Here is a 21,120-nt window from a genome sequence, read left to right on the forward strand (position 1 = left end):
CACCCACTTCGCCTCCTTACATACTGCGTAGCAGTTCTCGCTACAGTGTATGCGCAAAAGTGATTTTGGTGTATATAATCTTTGTTAAGGCATTACTTACTGTTTATTTCGGTACGAGCCAATACGAAGCATAAATCTGATAAGCGATTCAAAAAAACTAATCCTTCACCAGAAAGCTCCTCCTGACGAGCCAGCCGCCAAAGCTGACGCTCCGCTCTCCTGGTAACCGTACGGGCAAAATCCAGCGCAGCCGATGAAGCTGTATCCCCTGGAACCAAAAAACTGGTTACCGGGGGCAGCTGACCATCAAATTGATCAATGAGCGCTTCCAGCTGTTGCACTTCTTTACTTGTAATCCGAGGCTCAGCTCCAATACTTGCGATATCGGCCATTAAACTCCACAGAAGCTTCTGTAAATCATAAATGGTTGACTTCACTTCTGAATTAACAGCAATGGCCCGGGCCATTCCAAGTGCAGAATCAGCTTCATCTACTAAGCCATATGCTTCCACTCTTACACTGTCTTTGTCTACCCGTTCACCAGTGTATAAGCCTGTTTGACCTTTGTCACCCGTTTTTGTATATACTTTCATAACAATTCTCCTTACAAAGAATGCTTAGCGATTATATATTTCACTGGCAGCAAAGAATATGGCGATTTCCCGTTCTGCACTCGCAGCACTGTCAGACCCATGAATAATATTGCTGTCAATTGTCAAAGCGAAATCCCCCCGTATGGTTCCGGGTGCAGAATCAACAGGATTTGTAGCTCCCATCATTGCACGAACAACCGGCACTGCGTTTTCTCCCTGTACGGCAATTGCAACCAATGGACCGGAGGTAATAAAATCTACTAATCCATTAAAAAATGGTTTGCCTTCATGTTCACCATAATGCTTCTGAGCTGTTTCGCGAGATAATTGCAACATTTTTAAACCTGCAATTTTTAATCCTCTGCGTTCAAAGCGTCCAATAATTTCGCCGCATAGTCCTTTGTTTACTCCATCAGGTTTAACTAATACAAGTGTTTTTTCCATTGTAAATCGCCCTTCCCATTCTCTCCATTATTTTAAACAATATTGTAATGACAGCTTCTGATAACCAAGCGCCGAATACTGAATTGCAGTAATCTCAGCTTCAGTTACCTTGCGGATCACTCTGCCTGCAGCGCCAGCCACCAAAGAGTTTGCAGGAATAACTCTCCCCTCGGCAATTGCTGTCCCTGCGCCAATCATGCAGTTTTCTCCGATTTTGACACCCTTGCCAATTATCGATCCCATACCGATCAAAGAATAATCCCCTATGATACACTCCCGAAGGATTGCACCATGGCCTACTGTAACATAATTACCAATAAGGCAGGGATCAGTCTCGCCGCCTTCTACCGAACAGCTCTCCTGAATGTTAGAAAAAGCGCCGACAACAATAGGACCTCTTTCTCCTCTGAGCACAGACTTGTACCAGACACTGGCAGAATGACGCACCTCAACGTTACCAATCACATAGGCATCTGCTGCAATAAAAACGTCTTGAGCCAGCTTAGGAAAATAGTGCTCATATGAAATAAGCGGCACTACCTAATCAACCCTTGATAAACAGTATCATCCAAATTTTTCGCTACTGTTACAAGTAATCTTACTGCTGCTTCATAATCATCACGGTGAATAATGCTGTTGTGACTATGAATATAACGGGTAGGAATACTGAGAACCAGGCTCGGTACACCCTGCGCATGCAAATGTATCCGGCCTGCATCCGTACCGCCGCCTTCGGTGAATTCCAGCTGATGTGGTATGTGATGCTGCTCGGCAAGGCTTATCACATAGTCTCGCAGTGCCGTGTGTGGAATAAGACTGGAGTCATAAATAGATATGGCTACACCTTTACCTAATTTGCTGGAAGCTTGATCATTCGATACTCCTGGAGTATCACCGGCCACGCAAGTATCAATTGCAAACGCAATATGCGGATCAATTACAGCTGCACTGGTCTTGGCACCTCTTAAGCCTACTTCTTCCTGTACTGTACCTACGCCGTATATCGTATTGGCATGGAGTTCATTTCCCATCGCCTGCATAACATCAGCCATAACAGCACAGCCAATCCTGTTATCCCAGGCTTTTCCCATCAGAAACTTATCATTAGCCATAACAGTAAACGTACTAAAAGGCACAACAGCATCCCCAGGTCTTATGCCAAAAGACTCTCTTGCTTCCTTTTCGTCACTTGCCCCAACGTCAATGTACATTTCCCGTTTGGGAACAATTTTTTTCCGTTCTTCCGGTGTCAGAATATGAGGTGGTTTACTGCCTATTACACCGGGAATATTGCCTTTGGCGGTCATGACCGTAACTCGCTGACCAAGCATAACCTGCTCCCACCAGCCGCCAAGCGTTGTAAATTTTAAAAATCCCTCTTTGGTAATAAACTTAACCATAAATCCAATCTCATCCATATGGCTGGCAATCATAATCCGAGGCTCCTGCTGACTGCCTTGCTTTTTAAAAATAACACTTCCCAGCTTATCACTGGTTATTTCGCTGCAGTTGCTCAGCTTATCGATCAATAGTTGCCTTACCGGTCTTTCGAAACCGGAAACTCCTGAAACCTCACTGATCTGCTTTAACCATTCCATTGCCTTATCCAATTATATCCCTCCCTGTTCTACACGTATTAGTGTACGGCAAAGGTGATACAACTATTCCACTATACCATTATATGGTATAGTGGAATAGTTGTCAAAATTGCATCAAATCTGATAAATTCAAAATAAAACACTCGTACCCAGGCCGTTCAGAAAGTCCCAGATGCACGATCTCCATCTCAAGTGTTTACTTTTGTACAACAAAGAGATGTGGGCGCGGGGAATTCCGAGGAAGCGAGCGAAGACAGTACAGCGCGGGTACGACGAGCGAGCTCCCGCAAGCCTGAATGCGAAGTTCTTGGCACTTCAGTGCCTTAGTACTTCGGCTTACCCCTTGCGGGTACAACGCAGATGGGGCTTTATCAACGGCCTGAAAAATAAGCACTTTGCTTTTTACAGCAAAGTGCTTATTTCTTAACGTACGCGTTTAGCCTGTTCCTTTAAGCGGGCAACCCGCTGCTCAGTCTGCGGATGGGTGCTGAAAAGACTCATCATCCAGCTGCCGGCACCAGTAAGCGGATTGACAATAAACATATGAGAAGTAGCCGGAGTGGCCTCAGGCATGACCTGATGCTTTGCGTAGTATTCAATTTTTTGCAGCGCGCTTGCCAATGCCAGCGGATTGCCGGAAATACTACCACCAGTCTCATCAGCAAGGTATTCACGGGAGCGTGAAATGCCAAGTTGAATCAACGTAGCTGCCAAGGGAGCCAGCACTACCAAAAAGACAAATTCAATGATTCCGGAAATACCATTTCCCTCATCATCGCTGCTTCGTCCCATCCCAAAAATCGCTGACCATTGCGCAATATTTGCAATCATTGTGATAACACCTGCAATAGATGCTACAACTGTGCTAATCAGGGTATCGCGATTCTTTACGTGCGACAATTCATGGGCCATTACGCCTTCCAGTTCTTCGTAAGTGAGCGCGCGCATGATTCCGGTAGTGGCCGCAACTGCAGCATGCTCAGGATTACGCCCGGTCGCAAAAGCGTTAGGAACATCGGTATCAATGATATACACCTTCGGCATTGGGATTTTAGCTCTTTGTGCTAAATTGGAAACCATTCGAATAAGGTCAGGCGCTTGCTGAGGCGTAACCTCACGGGCACCATACATGTTAAGAACAATTTTATCACTGTACCAGTAGCTGACAAAATTCATTAGAATAGAAACAACAAACATAATCGTCATTCCCTTGGCGCCGCCAAAGAAACTACCTACAGCCATCAGCAGACCAGTTAACGCCGCCAGAAGAACTGTTGTTTTCAAAGTACTCATTATATTCCCTCCGTGATAGCATAATTAGGTCTATTCTATTTTACGTATTTACAAAAAAGTTGAGTTTTCTTGTCACTCTCCTCCTTTTCTTCCTGTCTTTAATTATAAGTGATTTACTTATAATTAACAATAGCCGGAAATGGGGAGAAAAGCGCAAAAAATAACGCTCCTTATTCATTCAGACCAAACAGCATCACCAGGATTATACGGGCTTTTCCACACGTTCTTTGATGGCCTTTAACATATTCTCACTGTTCAAACGGACCTTCTTTTTTAAGATCGGATTTAAAAGCCCAGCTATCATTGGAATGCCAAACTCAAAATCAACAGTCAGTTTTATTTCCGTACCTTCGGGAATCGGCGTCAAAATCCATTCACCTTGCATCTTTTTTAAATCGCCCTCAATTTGTGAATAGGCTATATGTAAATTCTCATCATCAAATGTATCTAATTCAGTCCATTTAATGATGCGGCCATCAACATTAGACACCCATTTGGTAACCGTAGTATTTCCATTCCGCTCGATTACAGTCACACTTACCAGATCTTCCATAAAATCAGGATACTGTTCCATCTTTTTCAGTATTGGATAAATTTCCTCACGGGGACACTGGACAGGTAATGTTACTTCTACGTATGGCATCAGGCAGTTCCTCCCTTATAGATCTTCAAGCATTTCATAGGCCTGCTCAACAGCATAAGCAAAAGCCGAAATTACCTGGTCAATTGTTGCTTCTTCAATAATAAGCGGCGGTTCAATGCGAATCACCTTGGGGTTATTTAAAGTATAAGCCACCAATACGCCCTTATTAATTAGTTCAGACATGAGCAGCCCGCCGATTCCTTCTTTTGTTAATTCTACCCCGATCATTAACCCCTTGCCGCGTACCTCCTGAATAACACCTGGGAAGCTATCGGCAATCTTCTGCAGACGTTCCATAAAATATCGCCCTTTAGTTTCGGCTTTTTCAATAAGATTTTCTTCGTAAATGACTTTGATTGTTTCAATAGCAGCCGAACAAGCCAATGGATTGCCGCCAAATGTAGATGTGTGCAGGAACGGACTAGTAACATATTCTTCAAAAATTTGCGGACGTGCCGTAAAGGCACCAATTGGCATGACCCCTCCGCCTAGCGCTTTGGCAGTTGTGATGATGTCCGGTACTACACCATAATGGTCACAAGCGAACATCCTGCCTGTTCTGCCAAGGCCGGTCTGCACTTCATCACAAATTAACAACGCCCCGTGACGATCACACAATTCACGCAGGGCAGGCAAATACTCGTCAGACGGTACAATAATACCGCCTTCCCCCTGAATAGGCTCTACAATAACTGCAGCTGTATCAGCATCAATACATTCAGCTATGGCAGCCTCATTACCAAAGGGAACGTGCGCAAATCCACTTAATAGTGGCTGGAACGGATCACGGAACAGATCTCGTCCGGTAGCGCTCAATGCGCCTAGCGTTTTACCATGAAAGGAATTGACAGTAGAAACAATTTTGCTGCGGCCAGTGTGAACTTTAGCCAGCTTTAATGCCCCTTCTACCGCTTCCGTACCACTGTTGCCGAAGAAAGAATACTGCAAATCACCAGGCGTAATTTTAGCCATAAGCTCTGCCAAATCTGCCATGGGCTTATTAAACAGTACTTTGCTGGACATGGGCATGCGATCTACCTGTGCTTTTACTGCTTCCACAACTCGGGGATGGCGATGGCCGAGGCTAAAAACGCCATATCCGCCCAGGCAGTCTATATAGTCCTTACCATTGCTATCCGTAATAATAACGCCTGAGGCGTGCTGCTCTATTGTTGATAATCCCATAAATCGAAATAACCGGGCAACCGCAGGGTTAATATATTTCTCGTATTTTTCAATCGTCTCTTCAATCACTCGCTCTTTTTCCATACCTATTCCCTCCTGACTATTATGATTAATTGGTATTATTTTCTAGTCTTGACAATAAAACTCCTCTCTAATACAGAAAAACTTACATTTGGATTACTTTGGATTTTTTTTATTACAGGCAGGAATCTTGTGCCTATTAGTTGTATTTTGTCTAAAATAATCAAATCAATTAAGAAGGTGATAGAATGTGGAAACGGATTCGAACGGATTTAATCATTCTCTTTTTATTAGCCTTTTGCCTCATCTATTATTACCTTCCCGGAGCTCCCTCTTTTGCTGGTCTTCCTGAGAAAGATGTGAAGCTGCAAGTTGAAAACCTTAACGGGGTTGCCGAAGAAACAAATGACTTGATCACACGGGCAACGATTGACACAATGAACTTTTTTTGTGAAAGATCCAATTTTACATTAACGAGATCTGTGACTTTTGTCTTAACAGCAAACAAGCCTAACTTTCAGCAAGAAGTCAGCTCCCGTTTTAAAATTTCCGATAAAGAAGCGGCTCAGGCTACTAAGAATGTAGATGTGTTAGCGGGTACTGGGCTGATCATTTTGAATACACAAAGCATCACAACAGGTCAACAGCAAATCTTCCTTACCGCTCACGAAATTACCCATCAATATCAGCGGCAGAATGTATCTCCCAGCAGAGCACAGCCTTTCTGGTTAGTAGAGGGTATGGCTGAAGTTGTTGGTGCAAATATTGTGGAGAGACAGGGCTATGGTACTTTAAAGTTTTACCGGAGTAGCTCCATTGCCGATCTGAGAGCAGCGATAAATAAACCTGACTTACAGGAACTCAATGATGCAAGAGACTGGGCACAGGCGATTACCGAATATGGTTCACCTCTTACCCATAAAGTAGCCGGTCTCGCCGTACTTTATCTAACTGAAAAGCATGGTTTCCGTTCAGTCACTCAATACATGCAGCATATCAGCAACGGCTTAAGCAGCAATGACGCTTTTAAGAAAACATTCGGTTATCCCCTGCCCGAGTTTATTAAGGAATATCAAACACTTATCACTCTACCGAAGGGCTCTACCGCTAATTAAGTTATTATTTTTCCAGATACACAACAAAGGGCCGGCATTTCTGCCGGCCCTTTATTACTATATTATTTAGTTATAGTCCCATGGCTACTAAATCAGTAATTCCTCTGGCGATCGCTTTGGCGAACTCATCCCGTTTCGTACTGTCTGCCAACAGCTTCTCATCTTCTTTGTTAGAAATAAAAGCTGTTTCCACAAGCACTGCCGGACAATCAGTATCCCGAATAACGGCAAAATTAGCCGTCTTAACCCCACGATCAACAGTACCCAGACTTTTTATAATCTGCGATTGAATACAGCCAGCCAGTCTCTCACCTACTCCGCCAAGCTGGTAACAATATGTTTCCGTTCCCCGGGCAGAGGTGCTGGCAGCGCTATTACAGTGAATAGAAATAAAAAGCTCAGCGCCAAAATTATTGGATGCATCCGTTATTTGATAAAGTTCATTTTCTTGTATTTCAGTTACATCATACCACACAGTCCGTAAATACCGGGCTACACGCTTCATCAGATCCTGGGTAACAATCGCTTCCTGCAGTCCGGTAGCACCAACGGCACCAGAATCCAACCCGGGATAATGTCCGCCGTTAATTGCAATTTTCATTAGGGATCACGCTCCTTATTTCATTTTATGCGTATAGGAGTTCTGCTGTTCCCTTTACAAAAGGAAATAGACCGCAATCGTGCGGTCTATTTCCTGTAATCTTATATTTGATTCATTCTATATAAGACACTTATGCTACCATCTGCCAGGGAAGTACTGACGGTTAAATTATTGCGGGTAAGATACTCTTGTACATGAACCACAGCTTTTGATACAGTATCGGTAGGCACTACTCTCGCTGGCTTAGCAGCAGCTTCATGCCAATTAGGGGGACCATACTGACTATGGGCAATATGTAATACAAGAAATGCGATTAATAAACGTGACACTATGAACAAGCCCCTTTATGGTACATTTACATAATTCCATGATACTTATTGTTTTGTATCAAAACAAGTTGTAATTGTTACCAAATAAGGGCTCATACCGTCATGCTGCCAAGTACATTTCCTATATGAATTTTACATCTAATAACCAACCAAGAATTCAGCCTCAGTCTTAGCTCTCACTTCTTCCACTGTGACACCTGGTGCGGTCTCCTTGAGAATCAGACCTACCATCGTCACTTTAAACACACACAAGTTGGTGATAATGTAATCCACGACGCCTTTTCCAGTCAGCGGCAAGGTACATTTTTTCAATATCTTCGGCACTCCGTCCTTAGCGGTATGTTCCATGGCCACGATGACCTTTTTGGCACCGGATACAAGATCCATTGCGCCCCCCATCCCCGGCACCATTTTACCTGGCACCATCCAGTTAGCGAGATTTCCTTCCTGGTCAACCTCCAGTGCACCAAGAACGGTCACATCTACATGTCCTCCCCGGATGATAGCGAACGACATTGCACTGTCAAACACCGCGCCACCGGAAATAATCGAAACAGGTTTGCCACCTGCGTTCACGAGGTCCGGGTCTTCTTGTCCTTCCAGAGGAGCAAGGCCTACGAAGCCATTCTCCGACTGAAGAGTAACGCCCACACCGGCAGGCAGAAAATCAGCAGCTAAGGTCGGTATCCCGATCCCCAGATTTACCACATCACCATCTTTAAATTCCTGAGCAACCCGCTTCGCAATGATTGTTTTTACATCCATCCTGCATCCTCCTATTCCTGAACAATCCAGTTTACTACTATTCCCGGGGTTATGACTTGATCGGGATCAATTTGTCCCGCCTCAACGATATTTTCTACCTGAACGATAACGATGTCGGCAGACATCGCCATCAGCGGGTTAAAGTTGCGAGCTGAGCGGTGAAACAGCAAGTTTCCTGCCGCATCTGCAGTATGGGCCTTCAGCAAGGCTACATCGGCCTTCAGGTGCTTTTCCAGCAGATATTCCCTGCCATCAATGTTAATAATAGCTTTCCCTTCGGCAACAATGGTTCCCAGACCAGTTGGTGTAAGTATACCGCCCAGCCCTGCTCCACCGGCACGAATGCGTTCGGCGAGCGTTCCTTGTGGAACAAGCTCAACCTGAAGCTCACCGGCATTCATTTGCCGCCCCGTTTCGGGGTTCGTCCCAATATGGGAAACAATTACTTTCTGCAGGCGACGGTTGGCGACTAATTTTCCTATGCCTTTATCAGCAAAAGCCGTATCGTTGGCGATGACAGTCAGGTCCGTTATCCCTTTCGTTATCAGTGCATCTACCAACAGCTCAGGTGTTCCTACACCAAGAAATCCGCCAATCATAACAGTCATGCCATCCTTTACGGATTCCAGCGCTTGTGCAATGGTAGTAACTTTATTCATATGTCCCTCCAAACGTTTTGATAAGAAAAGCCGGATTGCTCCGGCTTCGCTTCTTTATAGACACATTCGTTTATAATATGCCTGTAGCCAAATGAATTGCAATAACGAGAAATGCAACTACCGTTTTTAAAATGACAAGAGCAAAAAGGTCGGGATAAGACTGTTTATGAGTCAAGCCACAAATCGCAAAGAGGGTAATAACCACGCCGTTATGAGGCATAGTATCCAGTCCGCCCGAGGCCATAGCCGCCACTCTATGAAGAACTTCCGGCGACATACCGATCTGATTAGCCCATATCAGCCAATCTTTAGCCATCAAATCCAGTGCAATTGACATCCCGCCGGAGGCAGATCCGGTAATAGCGGCAAGCGTCGTAACGGTCACGCCCTCCGATACCAGTGGTGTACCGCCGATATGAATACCAAGCAGAGCATTAGCAATCGACTTAAAGCCTGGTAACATGGCAATAACGTTGCCATAGCCAACCTCTGAGGCTGTATTCATAATGGCCAGCAGCGAGCCAATAGCGCCTGCGTTGAGTGCCTTGGCCAAGCCGCCTTTGGCCATATTGCGATAGCCAATAGCTACTGCTAGAACTGTACCAAGGACAACAGAAATAATCAAAGCCCAGATTGCAGCAACGTTCTTAACAGCAGTCGCCGTTAAGGGCAGTTTCATCTCAATGAAAGGAGCTAAAATATCTGGATTCCAGGTGAACACATTACTCATAATATAATTGACAACAAGTACAGTAACCAGTGGTACCAGAGCCAGTTTCCAGTCCGGCATATCGTTTACATCAATATCGGCAGGTTCATTGATATGGTTTTCGCCATATCCTTCACCGCGAGCCTTGGCCGTTTTGTACCGCCACTCCAGATAATACATACCCCCGAGGAAAATCAGTATGCCGCCGATTATGCCAAGCGTAGGCGCAGCATAAACATTCGTACCAAAAAAGCTAGTGGGAATAATATTCTGAATTTGAGGAGTACCAGGCAGAGCATCCATGGTATAAGTGCATGCGCCTAGGACAATACACCCCGGGATCAGGCGCTTAGGAACACCGGCTTTCTTGAACATAGCTGCGGCAAAGGGATAAATGGCGAATACAACCACGAACAGGCTTACCCCGCCATATGTTAATACACCACCGGCAATAACGATTGACAATATGCTGCGTTCAATACCAACAGCTTGCAGTATCCTGTAGGCAATCGCTTTTGCCAGACCTGTTTCTTCCATGACTTTGCCAAAAACGGCACCTAGCAGGAATATGGGGAAAAATGATTTGACGTAAACTACTGCTTTGGCCATAAAAAGCTCAGTATAGGCAGGCATAGGGGACAGCCCCTGGCTTACAGCCGCTAACAGAGCAAAAACAGGGGCAAACAAGATAACCGAAAAACCCCGGTACGCAAAAAACATCAGCAGGAATAAGCTAAGCAATATTCCTAACACTTCCATATTATATCCCCCTCCCATATTTGCTGTTTACATTTGACATCCTATTTGGCAGCTTTAATACTATCATTGAATCTTTCGAGATAGCTGAAATCATTTACCCCGCCTCTTGCTTCCGCTTCTTTAACCAACTCTACAACCATATCATTGAATGGCGTTGGTATCCCGCACTTGCGTCCGCCCCGGCACACAACACCATTGATATAATCGATTTCAGTCTTTCTGCCTTTTTCAAGATCCTGAAGCATGCTGGCTTTATTATTATGCCGTCCCCATACCTTTTTGTAAAAATCCATTTTTGATGGAATCTCCGTTTTACTGTTGAGCTCCAGAAACTCAAAATCAGCCCCCTGCATCTCCACCATCCGGTATCCCAGACCATGGCAAACCTTAATCACTTCATCGGCAATATGGGCAACGCAAATCATAGCTTTAGGATTTGCTAATACGTCGCTGAAAAGCCCGTTGAGAGCAGCCGACATGCCGCTGAAGGTTGAATTCATCAATAATTTCGTGTAACGAATACCCATAAGGTTCGTCAGTATTGTTGTCCCGCCGGCAGTGCTAAGGACTTGTTTTACTTTTTCCAGCCGTGGGCGCACTACTCCATCGATCTCGCCGATTTCGAAGGCAAACTTTTCTACTGCTTCCATAGAGGACGTGAGTTCTGACACACCTGGTCTCAGCCAGGTTGCACCGAAGCCAACTGCACCGCCAATTGTTCTTTCTTTCCCCACATAGGATGCCACCGAATCTTCGGGAACACCATTTTGCAGTGTGCAGACAATGCTATCCTTATGCAGATGGGGCAAAAGCTTGGGCAAAGCTGTTTCATTGGCTGTTTGCTTTGTTAATAACAAAACTAAATCATACGTGCCGGTCATTTGTTCAGGCGTTAATGCGGTAACCGCTTGATGCAGCTCCAGGAAACCGGTAACAGTGGCACCATTGGCATTCAGTGCATCAACATTTTCTTTGAATGAGTCAATAAGATCTACTTGTTGACCATTTTGCGTCATCCTAGCTCCAATAATAATCCCTAGCGCTCCTGCTCCTAAAATAGCTGTTCTCATAGTAAATCTCCTCCAGTCTACCTTAATAATTAACTTTGTCTATGCCTTTGAGCTCCAAAATTTGACGGGCTTCATCAGAATTGGCAATTTCCAGACCGAGCCGCTCGGCAATCTCTTTAATTTGCCGGACTTGCTCCCCACTTGATTTTGCCAGCACTCCCGGCTTTAGATAAAGGTTATCCTCTAGTCCAACACGGGCATTCCCCCCCATAGTCAAGGCAGCCGTAACAAGCGGAAACTGCGCTTTTCCCGCCGCCGCACAAGACCAGACAAAATCACCGATCTGCTCGCGGGCTGTCTTAACCAGGTAGACAAGATTATCAACAGTTGCAGGGATTCCACCCAATATTCCCATTACAAATTGTAAATAGACTGGTTTTTGTACTAACCCTTTTTTCATAAAATAGGCAATATTATTGATCATGCCTACGTCATACACCTCAAACTCAGGGCGTATACCATGCTCGTTCATCGTTTTCAGATAATATTCCAGCCCGGTAAATGTGTTGGTAAAAACCAGCTCATTCGTACGTTTGAGATAAGGAACTTCCCAATCGTATTTGGGGTTCTCCAGCTTTGCTGCCAGATCAGAAAACACAAAATTCACTGACCCGGCATTGCAGGACGCCAGCTCCGGCTTTAATTCTGTCGCGGGAGCTAGTCGCTGCTCAGAAGACATCCAAACCGCTCCCCCTGTGGTAATGCAAACAACAGCGTTGCACTGCTGTTTAATAGAAGCGACAATGTCTTTCATAATTGCCAAGTCAGGCGTTGGACTGCCATCCTTTGGATCTCTGGCATGAATATGAACGACTGCGGCACCTTCCTTATGAGCCTCTACCGCATCCTTAATAATCTGCTCCGGTGTAGAAGGAAAATAAGGACTCAAACTGGGTGTATGTGTTGCTCCCGTAATTGCTGCCGTAATAATAATTTTGTTTTGCTTTGCCATGTAAACTCCTCCATCCGTTAATTTCACTGATCACTTTGGAGTATAGATTTGGCTCCTGCCTTACTCCATATTGCTCCTTTCTTCTGATCAATCAGAATATATTGCAAAATTCGTGCCAATTTTTAAATTCGTCGAATATATCTGCCTCGAAGGCAAAACAAGCCTGGTTTCATAACGAACAGCGAATCGAATTAACACACCTTGACCATCCTTGAATTGAGTAACTACGCAGAATTGTGAGCAGCGCCATCTCTGAAAAAACAGAAACTCGCTAAAAATAAAATACTCTCTACTTTAGCCAGCTATCGCGGAAGCACCCAAGCTATGAACAAAATCTTAGTGTAAGTATATACTGACATATTTATCAGAAAATTCATTATACGAATGTCCTTTACCTACTAACAAAGCAATAGAGAGACAGTGTAAGTAACTACTTACACTGTCTCTCTATGCTTACACGGCAGCTATTTAATTCATTATATCGAGACGACGCATTTTCTGGTACAGCAGCGGCCGTGCAATTCCCAGCAATTCGGCAGCCTTCTTTTTATTCCCTTGCGTTACTTGAAGAGCATTCAAGATGATTTCTTTTTCACTTGCCGCCCTTGCCTCCTGAATACTTCTTCCTGCAGCCGCCTTTCCTTTATCTTGAATCTTCGGCAGCAGCCAGGCAAAGTGAACAGGCTCAAGTACGGTACAACTGCAAAGGTTCACAGCTCTTTCTACCGCATGCTCCAGTTCCCGGATATTGCCTGGCCATTCGTACTTCATAAGCAGCGCCATAGCCTCGGCATCTACCGTTACTGCGCCTAACCCCGCCTGATCTCCATATTTCTCGACAAACTTTTTTACGAGCAGGGGTATATCGGACCTTCGCTCCCTTAACGGTGCAACCTTAATAGGAATTACATTCAGACGGTAGAATAAATCAGCCCTAAACGTTCCCTGTTTGATCATATCCTCCAGATTGTCATTCGTAGCTGCAATAATTCTTACATTCACAGGAATTGGTCCCGCTCCCCCAATACGCTCGATCTCTTTTTCCTGCAAGACCCGAAGCAGCTTCGCCTGTGCCGCCATCGATAATTGACTTATCTCATCCAAAAAAAGTGTTCCCTTATCAGCCAGCTCGAATTTCCCTTTTTTTCCTGACCTCCGCGCTCCCGTAAAGGCCCCTTCGTCATAACCGAATAGCTCCGATTCAATGAGCTCCTGGGGAATGGCTGCGCAATTGAGCTTTACAAAAGGATAAATAGCCCGGCGGCTTTCCTGATGCAGCGCATGCGCAACCAACTCCTTGCCCGTACCGGTTTCTCCCTGAATCAAAACGGTAGCATTTGAACATGCAGCCTTTAATATTGCCGTTCGTATTTCAACAGCGGTTACACTTGAGCCGATTGTGTCGGCCAAAGAGTAGCGAACTCCCGCATATTTCTTTACTTTCTCTTTATAGTAGTCAACCTGGCTTTGCAGCTCTTGTATTGATTCAAAGAGCTTATCAACCCCTTCGAATACCTGATAAGACATGGCACCAATGAGGATTCCGTCCTTTATTAAGGGATATCGGTTGCATATCACAGTTTTTCCCTCATAATAAAAAACATCGCCTAATATTGGCTTACCTGATTCAACAACGACAGGGAGCTTACTAGTCGGGATCACATCCTTAACATAGCTGCCTACGACTTGCTGCGGATCAAACCCCCTCGACTTCGCGTAGGTTCCCTCAACAAAAACAATGCGCGATTGATGATCAACGACTACCATCCCTGCCATATGCGCAAAAACCTGTTGCATAATTTCGCTGTGTTTTGCCATTAGAAGCCCTCCCTGCAAAGTAAAAGTATGGGTTCGCAACATTCACTCGCCTGACTTTGTTATAGAATAACACATCCTTTTCATTATCGCAGCAGAAAATTCAGACAAACCTGAAACTAAAATAAGTTTGTAAAAAAAATCGCTCTGCTGCATTTTTACTACACGATCGTAAAAATGCAGCAAAAACACAAAACAAAAAGAGTTTGCAAATTCTGCAAACCCTCATCTTATCTAATTCATGACCAATATTTAATTGGTCGGGATATTCCTAAATGCTCTCTAATGTTTGCTTAGTCTTTTCAGTTATCACATTGCCCGTATTTAAGGTTCCTTTGGGTTCAATAAAAATTACATGCACTTCATCTGTTGCTATAGGAAGATGGTCAACGCCTTTGGGAATAACTATTAATTCGCCCTCGTCCAGCGAAATCTCGGTATCTCTAAATCTAATTAACAACTGACCTTTTACTACAAAAAACAATTCATCTTCATTTTCGTGATGATGCCAATCAAATTCCCCTTTTAGTTTTGCTAATTTAATATGGGAATCGTTTAACTCCCCAACTATTTTAGGACTCCAATACTCGTTAAACAGACTAAATTTTTGAGATAAATTAATTTTATTCAAAAGTATCACTCCTCGTTACTAATTAAATATTTTCAGTTCGGTAAAGCGGGTTTATTTCCTCTTTCGATCCTTAACCTGTCCAGTTCATACACACATTCTCTTAATTTGTCTACTCTATAATACCTTAGGGGACAACCCATGGGACAACTTAACATAAATAAAAAATACGCAAGTTCGCAAACCCGCGTATTTACTGTATTTAATTGGTCGGAGCGACATGAGTTGAACATGCGGCCTCTACCACCCCAAGGTAGCGCTCTACCAAACTGAGCTACGCCCCGACATTTTGCGGCTTTTGAGAGGCTGCTTTTCGCTGGCCCCCTCACCGACAAACATTATTTTACACTGTTTTATGTAGTCTGTCAAGGAATAAATTCAATAATTTCCGCACCAATTGTATCAATTTCCAGGACATGATAGACGGCCTTAGTGCCATGCTTTTCAAATGCATCAACCATTGCCTGACCGATTTCCTGATGGTTTTCAGTCGTATAGGCAATTAAGGACGGCCCAGCTCCACTGATTGTGACACCAAGCGCACCTTCCCTCGCAGCAGCTTCAAACACTGCTTCCATTCCGGGCACTAATTTTTCCCGGTATGGCTGATGCAGTTTGTCTTCAAGTGCATATTTCAGATACGAAAGTTCGCCTTTCGCTAACGCACCTACTAACAACGCCGCACGGCTGACGTTAAAGACTGCGTCCTTGAGAGGTACTGTTTTCGGTAAGACCTGGCGGGAAACTTTCGTTGACAAAGTAAACTCTGGTACAGCAACAACAAGGCCCAGCTTATCGGGGGGTAAGAACGACAGACATTTTGTACCGGCTGCATGCATAACACTCAAACAAATCCCGCCATAAATAGCAGGTGCTACATTATCAGGATGCCCTTCAATGGTAGTTGCCATCTCTAATAAAGTCTGCTTTGACAATCGATTACCAGTAACTGCATTAGCGGCCACAAGACCGGCTACAATGGCAGCAGCACTGCTGCCAAGGCCCCGGGCTAGAGGAATGTTATTCGTAAGCCGTATTTGAATACCTGTATCCAGTATCTGATGATAATCCAATACCAGCTTAACAGCCTGAAGAGCAATATTGCGATCATCATTAGGAATTTGGCTGCTGCCTTCACCATAAATCGCAATCGAGGTTTGCCCTTCAGCTGACAAAACCAATTCCATGGTATTATATATCGTACAAGACATACCAATAGCGTCGAATCCGGGACCACAATTAGCAGTCGTCCCAGGTACACGCACCGTCACCTTGGACATGCTATTTCCTCCGTATTATACAATTTCCTCTGCTTCCACTCTGATGACGCTGCGTACTTTTGTTACTACGGACATTCCATCGAGAGTGTTCATTGCAAGCTTAATGTTATCATTACTTACAGGGTAGGTAATGAGCACAATCTCTGCACAATTGTTTATTTTACGTTTTTGAATAACTGAGTGAAGGCTGACCTGCTGTGCTCCAAAAGCACCGGCAATCGCCGCAAATACACCCGGTTTATCTTCTACTAATAAGCGAATATAATAAGGTGATTCGGTTTTTCCTACCGGACACAATGGTTTACTTTCAAAACATGTACACAGTATACGACTGCTGACATGATGCTTAATGTCACGGGCAACATCGATAATGTCGGCAGTAACAGCGCTGGCAGTCGGCAGACCACCGGCCCCGCGGCCATAGAACATAGCTTCGCCAACAGCGTGGCCTTTTACATAAATTGCATTAAATACATCGCTTACGCCCGCCAGAGGATGACTGTTCGGTATAAAAGCGGGATGAACGCGAACTTCAATACCGTGTTCATTATCCTTAGCAACAGCAACAAGTTTGATTACATAACCCAATTCACGAGCATATTCAATGTCTTCTACTGAAATATTGGTAATGCCTTCGACGTACACGTCATCCAACGTAACACGGCTGCTAAAGGCTATTGACGATAAAATAGCAATTTTGCGGGCTGCATCCCATCCACCGACATCAGCCGTAGGGTCAGATTCAGCGTATCCCTTTGCCTGAGCTTGTGCCAAAACATCAGCATAACTCATTTTTTCATTTGTCATTTTTGTCAGCATGTAGTTGGTAGTACCATTAACGATTCCCATTACTTCCGTTATCTTATTTGCAGCAAGACACTGCTTTAACGGCCTAATAATCGGAATGCCGCCGCCAACGCTGGCTTCAAACAGCAAATCGACATGATTGTCTTCGGCTGCAGTAAACAACTCGCGGCCATATTTGGCAACCACATCTTTGTTAGCAGTTACGACATGCTTACCTGCATTGAGCGCCTGCAGAATATATTCTTTTGCAGGTTGCTCACCACCCATTACTTCTACTATAATATCTATGTCAGGATTCGCTAAAATTTCGTTAATATCGGTGGTAATTTTTGCATCGCCTGTATCAACAGCTCTTTGCTTATCTTTGTTACGCACCAAAATACTGCTGATTTTCAGCGGCAGCCCTACTTTTTGTGAAATATTAGCAGCATTTTCCTGCAGAATTTTTACTACTCCGCCACCGACAGTTCCCAAGCCTAGCAAGCCTATCTGAATAGCATTTTTCATGATATTCTCTCCCTTACGTTACGCCTGGCCTAAAACTTCAAGCCGCTTTACACCGTCTACCAGTCTCAGCTTGTCAAGCAATGCTTCCAGGTCAATGGCTAAGTCAGCCGTTTCCAGAGAAACAGTAGCATTTGCAACCCCCTGTAGTGGTATGCCCTGATTAATAGTAAGAACGCTGCCTTTTTCATTTGCAATTGTATTGAGTACACGCGATAAAACACCGGGCTTGTGTTCCAATAGCAGAGCAAGTGTGACAATTTTTTCTTTACTTGCTTCATAGAACGGGAATACATAATCTTTATATTTATAATAGGCACTACGACTTAATTCCATTTTTTCAACGGCATCATTAATAGTCCGGGCTTCGCCCCTCTTGAGTAATTCTTTTACTTTAATTGTTTTTTTGATCGCTTCCGGCAGAATTTCTTCACGCACAAGGTAAAAAACTGATTTTTGATTATTTATCATTTTAACCCCTCCCTCCAGTATTGTACTGGTGGATTATTATCTTTAGATAGAAGACATTATATCATTACTTTGCAACAGAAAACAAGCAAAAAAGCAAAAAAATAAGTCAGTCTGTTACAGACTGACTACTTTTGTCTAGAATATGATGCAAATTAAACCGCCACTGCCATCATTGACGACTTTTTGCAATGTTTCTCTCAGTTTATTTTGAGCGCTTTCAGGCATGCTGGTAATTTTGTTTTGGATACCTTCTCTTACCAATGAGTTTAATGATTTGCCAAACAGATTTGTGCGCCAAATTTTTTCCGGTTCTCCTTCAAATTCACGCATCAAATATTGAATTAATTCTTCACTTTGTTTTTCCGTGCCAATGATTGGCGAGATCTCCGCTTGAACATCTGTTCTTATGATGTGAAGCGATGGTGCCGATGCCCGGAGTTTCACACCAAAACGGTTGCCAGAGCGGATAATCTCCGGTTCTTCCAATACCATTTCATCGACTTGCGGTGTAACAACACCATATCCCGTAAGTTTTACCTGCTCTAAAGCCGGTGCAAGCTTATCGTACTCACGTTTGGCAACTGACAAATCCTGCATCAATCGCAGCAAATGGTGTTCGCCACTAATGGTAAAGCCGGTCAGTTCTTCCAGGACGGAGTAGAACAGATCGTTTCTTGTTGTCATTTCGATTACAGCAATGCCATTGCCTAAATCCATATCGTGAAGAATAACGTCAGCAACAAAATCGTAGCTCGACAAATCATCAATAGCGCGGTCAATATCCCGTAAGCGGCGTATATATTGTACTACTTCCTGCACTGCTCCATCAAATTTTTGCCGCAGCCAATGCTCGGTTTCGAGTTCCTCAACCCATTTCGGCAGAGAAATATTTACTTCTTTCACAGGGAATTCATACAGCACTTCCTGCAGGATCGCATATACATCATCATGGTTGAGTTGAGCGCAGTCAACGGGAATAACAGGTACATCGTAGTTATTTTCCATCTTTGCTACGAGCTCGCGAGTTTCCTTAGCCGTAGGCTGATTGGTGTTTAGAATGATCAGAAATGGCTTCTCTAGCTCTTTCAGCTCTTCAATCACTCTTTCTTCAGCTGGCAGATATTTTTCACGTGGCAGGTCAGTTACGGTGCCATCTGTGGTCACAACCAAACCAATCGTGGAGTGCTCAGCTATGACTTTGCGGGTTCCTACTTCAGCAGCTTCCTGGAACGGTATTTCATGGTCAAACCACGGCGTAAGCACCATACGGGGACCATCATCTTCCGCATACCCCAGAGCACCTTCCACACTGTAGCCAACGCAGTCTACAACACGTACCCTCACGGCAACATTTTCTTTTACACTGATTTCAACAGCTTCATTGGGAATAAACTTAGGCTCGGTGGTCATAATTGTCTTGCCTGCACCACTTTGCGGCAGTTCGTCTTTTGCTCTTTCTTTTTCATAAGGATCTGTAATGTTGGGTAACACCATTGTTTCCATGAACCGTTTAATAAAGGTTGACTTTCCTGTACGTACCGGCCCTACGACTCCAATATAGACATCGCCGCCTGTCCGTTCGGCAATATCACGAAACAGATCAAATTTTTCCATACATTTTCCCTCCTATATATGCTGAATGCCTAAATTATAAGAGCGTGGCGCTCAAAATTTGATCCATCCCTCCCTTGTATTAAACTGAACAAGTTAGTTAGCTGTAATTTAAAATTGCAAGAATATCCAAATTAAGCATTATAAATATATTGACATGCCGCTGATAATAGTACTAAAAAAGAGTACAGAAAATCCAAAATGGATTTTCTGTACTCTTTTTATTATTTTCCCTTATTTAAAAGCAATCACGCCATTCAGCGCGACCTCTTCCACCTCGTGGGTTTTCCCTCTGGTCATTAACTCTAATACGGCAGTTTTCGGGGATTTACCCTCATATAACACTTGATAAATTTGTTCAGTAATGGGCATTTCAATTTTATAGGTACGTGAAAGTTCATAAGCGGCTCCTGTTGCCCGAATTCCTTCCACAACCATATTCGTCTGCTGCTGTATTTGTTCTGCCGTTTTTCCTTCGGCTAATAGTATGCCTGCCCGCCGGTTTCTGCTATGCCGGCTTGTACAAGTCACCATTAGATCACCAACTCCTGCTAACCCGGCAAACGTCAGCGGATTAGCCCCTAACGCCAGCCCCAGGCGAGCAATCTCTGCCAGCCCCCGGGTCATCAGCGCAGCTTTGGTATTATCTCCAAAACCTAAGCCTTCAGCAGCTCCGGCACCTAAAGCAATAATATTTTTTAACGCACCGCCTAATTCAACACCAACAATATCAGGATTCGTGTAGACACGGAAAAAGGGCAGCATAAAGGCATCCTGCACTGCTTCGGCTACATGTAAGGCTGTCGCAGCTACAACAGAAGCTGTGGGCTGCTGACGGCCAACCTCTTCCGCATGATTAGGACCGGACAATGCTGCCACCTGATCGGCTGCCTGCGGTATCTCTTCGGCAATGACCTGTGACATCCGCTTATAGGTACCAGTCTCTAATCCCTTGGCAGCGGTTACAAGAATGGCATCACTTTTGACATACGGGCAAATTTTTTGCGCCGTTTCCCGAATGGCATGTGAAGGAGTCGTAAGTAAAATAAGTTCAGCTCCGGACACAGCTTGTTCTATATCAGAAGTACATATTAACTTCTCCGGCAGATAAACATCTGGCAGATAAGCACTGTTTTGCCTTGTTTGCTGAATTGTTTCCGTTAGCTCGCTGCTGCGGGCCCATAAAAAAACATCGCTATGCTTGAGCGCGAGCTGACTGGCCAAAGCAGTTCCCCAACTGCCTGCGCCTATAACAGAAATCTTCATAT

Annotated in this window: 22 protein-coding genes and 1 tRNA gene; 1 reads left to right on the plus strand and 22 read right to left on the minus strand. The window is 44.2% G+C overall.

Annotation, left to right across the window (positions count from 1 at the left end; translation table 11 throughout):
- Positions 1-92: 92 nt before the first annotated feature.
- The 7 genes from RTR76_RS05315 to RTR76_RS05345 all read right to left on the minus strand — a co-directional run bounded on the left by RTR76_RS05315 (position 93) and on the right by RTR76_RS05345 (position 5,840).
- Positions 93-593 (minus strand): cob(I)yrinic acid a,c-diamide adenosyltransferase, encoded by a 501-nt coding sequence (locus tag RTR76_RS05315; RefSeq protein WP_312517508.1) that lies wholly within the window; start codon positions 591-593, stop codon positions 93-95.
- Positions 594-617: 24 nt separating this feature from the next.
- Positions 618-1,037: a nucleoside-diphosphate kinase gene (gene ndk, locus RTR76_RS05320; protein ID WP_312517511.1), complete on the minus strand. Its 420-nt coding sequence runs from the start codon at positions 1,035-1,037 to the stop codon at positions 618-620.
- Positions 1,038-1,064: 27 nt separating this feature from the next.
- Positions 1,065-1,574: a gamma carbonic anhydrase family protein gene (locus RTR76_RS05325; RefSeq protein WP_312517513.1), complete on the minus strand. Its 510-nt coding sequence runs from the start codon at positions 1,572-1,574 to the stop codon at positions 1,065-1,067.
- Positions 1,574-2,647, minus strand: a complete 1,074-nt coding sequence (locus RTR76_RS05330) for a M42 family metallopeptidase (RefSeq protein ID WP_312517516.1) — start codon at positions 2,645-2,647, stop codon at positions 1,574-1,576. Before RTR76_RS05330 ends, RTR76_RS05325 begins: the two co-directional genes overlap by 1 nt.
- Before the next feature lie 411 nt (positions 2,648-3,058).
- Positions 3,059-3,928, minus strand: coding sequence for a zinc metalloprotease HtpX (gene htpX, locus RTR76_RS05335; protein WP_312517519.1), 870 nt, complete (start codon positions 3,926-3,928; stop codon positions 3,059-3,061).
- Between the two features lie 202 nt (positions 3,929-4,130).
- Complete coding sequence (locus RTR76_RS05340; RefSeq protein ID WP_312517523.1) at positions 4,131-4,571, minus strand: aromatase/cyclase; 441 nt, start codon at positions 4,569-4,571, stop codon at positions 4,131-4,133.
- Between the two features lie 15 nt (positions 4,572-4,586).
- Positions 4,587-5,840 carry an aspartate aminotransferase family protein gene (locus RTR76_RS05345; RefSeq protein ID WP_312517525.1) on the minus strand — a complete coding sequence of 418 codons (1,254 nt, stop codon included), beginning with the start codon at positions 5,838-5,840 and terminating at the stop codon, positions 4,587-4,589.
- A gap of 185 nt (positions 5,841-6,025) precedes the next feature.
- Here RTR76_RS05345 and RTR76_RS05350 point away from each other — a divergent pair, with 185 nt between their 5' ends.
- Entirely contained in the window at positions 6,026-6,892 is an 867-nt protein-coding gene (locus RTR76_RS05350; RefSeq protein ID WP_312517528.1) for a hypothetical protein, read from the plus strand.
- 70 nt (positions 6,893-6,962) lie between these two features.
- Here RTR76_RS05350 and RTR76_RS05355 read toward each other — a convergent pair whose 3' ends face one another.
- The 15 genes from RTR76_RS05355 to RTR76_RS05425 all read right to left on the minus strand — a co-directional run bounded on the left by RTR76_RS05355 (position 6,963) and on the right by RTR76_RS05425 (position 21,118).
- Complete coding sequence (locus RTR76_RS05355; RefSeq protein WP_312517531.1) at positions 6,963-7,493, minus strand: N-acetylmuramoyl-L-alanine amidase; 531 nt, start codon at positions 7,491-7,493, stop codon at positions 6,963-6,965.
- A gap of 101 nt (positions 7,494-7,594) precedes the next feature.
- On the minus strand, positions 7,595-7,822 hold the full coding sequence (locus RTR76_RS05360; RefSeq protein ID WP_312517533.1) for a hypothetical protein: 228 nt from the start codon (positions 7,820-7,822) through the stop codon (positions 7,595-7,597).
- A gap of 138 nt (positions 7,823-7,960) precedes the next feature.
- Positions 7,961-8,587 (minus strand): 3-oxoacid CoA-transferase subunit B, encoded by a 627-nt coding sequence (locus tag RTR76_RS05365; RefSeq protein ID WP_312517535.1) that lies wholly within the window; start codon positions 8,585-8,587, stop codon positions 7,961-7,963.
- A gap of 11 nt (positions 8,588-8,598) precedes the next feature.
- Complete coding sequence (gene atoD, locus RTR76_RS05370) at positions 8,599-9,246, minus strand: acetate CoA-transferase subunit alpha (RefSeq protein ID WP_312517537.1); 648 nt, start codon at positions 9,244-9,246, stop codon at positions 8,599-8,601.
- A 70-nt stretch (positions 9,247-9,316) separates the two neighbouring features.
- Positions 9,317-10,714 carry a GntP family permease gene (locus RTR76_RS05375; RefSeq protein WP_312517539.1) on the minus strand — a complete coding sequence of 466 codons (1,398 nt, stop codon included), beginning with the start codon at positions 10,712-10,714 and terminating at the stop codon, positions 9,317-9,319.
- Between the two features lie 41 nt (positions 10,715-10,755).
- Positions 10,756-11,784 (minus strand): 2-dehydropantoate 2-reductase, encoded by a 1,029-nt coding sequence (locus RTR76_RS05380; RefSeq protein WP_312517541.1) that lies wholly within the window; start codon positions 11,782-11,784, stop codon positions 10,756-10,758.
- Positions 11,785-11,806: 22 nt separating this feature from the next.
- Entirely contained in the window at positions 11,807-12,736 is a 930-nt protein-coding gene (locus tag RTR76_RS05385) for a 3-keto-5-aminohexanoate cleavage protein (protein ID WP_312517544.1), read from the minus strand.
- Between the two features lie 468 nt (positions 12,737-13,204).
- Complete coding sequence (locus RTR76_RS05390) at positions 13,205-14,554, minus strand: sigma 54-interacting transcriptional regulator (protein WP_312517546.1); 1,350 nt, start codon at positions 14,552-14,554, stop codon at positions 13,205-13,207.
- Positions 14,555-14,822: 268 nt separating this feature from the next.
- Entirely contained in the window at positions 14,823-15,182 is a 360-nt protein-coding gene (locus RTR76_RS05395; RefSeq protein ID WP_312517549.1) for a cupin domain-containing protein, read from the minus strand.
- A 204-nt stretch (positions 15,183-15,386) separates the two neighbouring features.
- Positions 15,387-15,463 (minus strand) — tRNA-Pro (locus RTR76_RS05400).
- Positions 15,464-15,544: 81 nt separating this feature from the next.
- On the minus strand, positions 15,545-16,459 hold the full coding sequence (gene thrB / locus RTR76_RS05405; protein ID WP_312517551.1) for a homoserine kinase: 915 nt from the start codon (positions 16,457-16,459) through the stop codon (positions 15,545-15,547).
- 15 nt (positions 16,460-16,474) lie between these two features.
- Entirely contained in the window at positions 16,475-17,773 is a 1,299-nt protein-coding gene (locus RTR76_RS05410) for a homoserine dehydrogenase (protein WP_312517554.1), read from the minus strand.
- Positions 17,774-17,791: 18 nt separating this feature from the next.
- Entirely contained in the window at positions 17,792-18,238 is a 447-nt protein-coding gene (locus RTR76_RS05415; RefSeq protein ID WP_312517821.1) for an ACT domain-containing protein, read from the minus strand.
- A gap of 138 nt (positions 18,239-18,376) precedes the next feature.
- The gene (gene spoIVA, locus RTR76_RS05420) at positions 18,377-19,855 is read right to left on the minus strand and encodes a stage IV sporulation protein A (protein ID WP_312517556.1); all 1,479 of its coding nucleotides are present in this window, start codon (positions 19,853-19,855) and stop codon (positions 18,377-18,379) included.
- A gap of 231 nt (positions 19,856-20,086) precedes the next feature.
- Positions 20,087-21,118 carry an NAD(P)H-dependent glycerol-3-phosphate dehydrogenase gene (locus tag RTR76_RS05425; RefSeq protein ID WP_312517558.1) on the minus strand — a complete coding sequence of 344 codons (1,032 nt, stop codon included), beginning with the start codon at positions 21,116-21,118 and terminating at the stop codon, positions 20,087-20,089.
- Positions 21,119-21,120 lie beyond the last annotated feature (2 nt).

Source organism: Anaerospora sp., from assembly GCF_032013335.1.
Taxonomy (GTDB): domain Bacteria; phylum Bacillota; class Negativicutes; order Sporomusales; family DSM-15969; genus Anaerospora.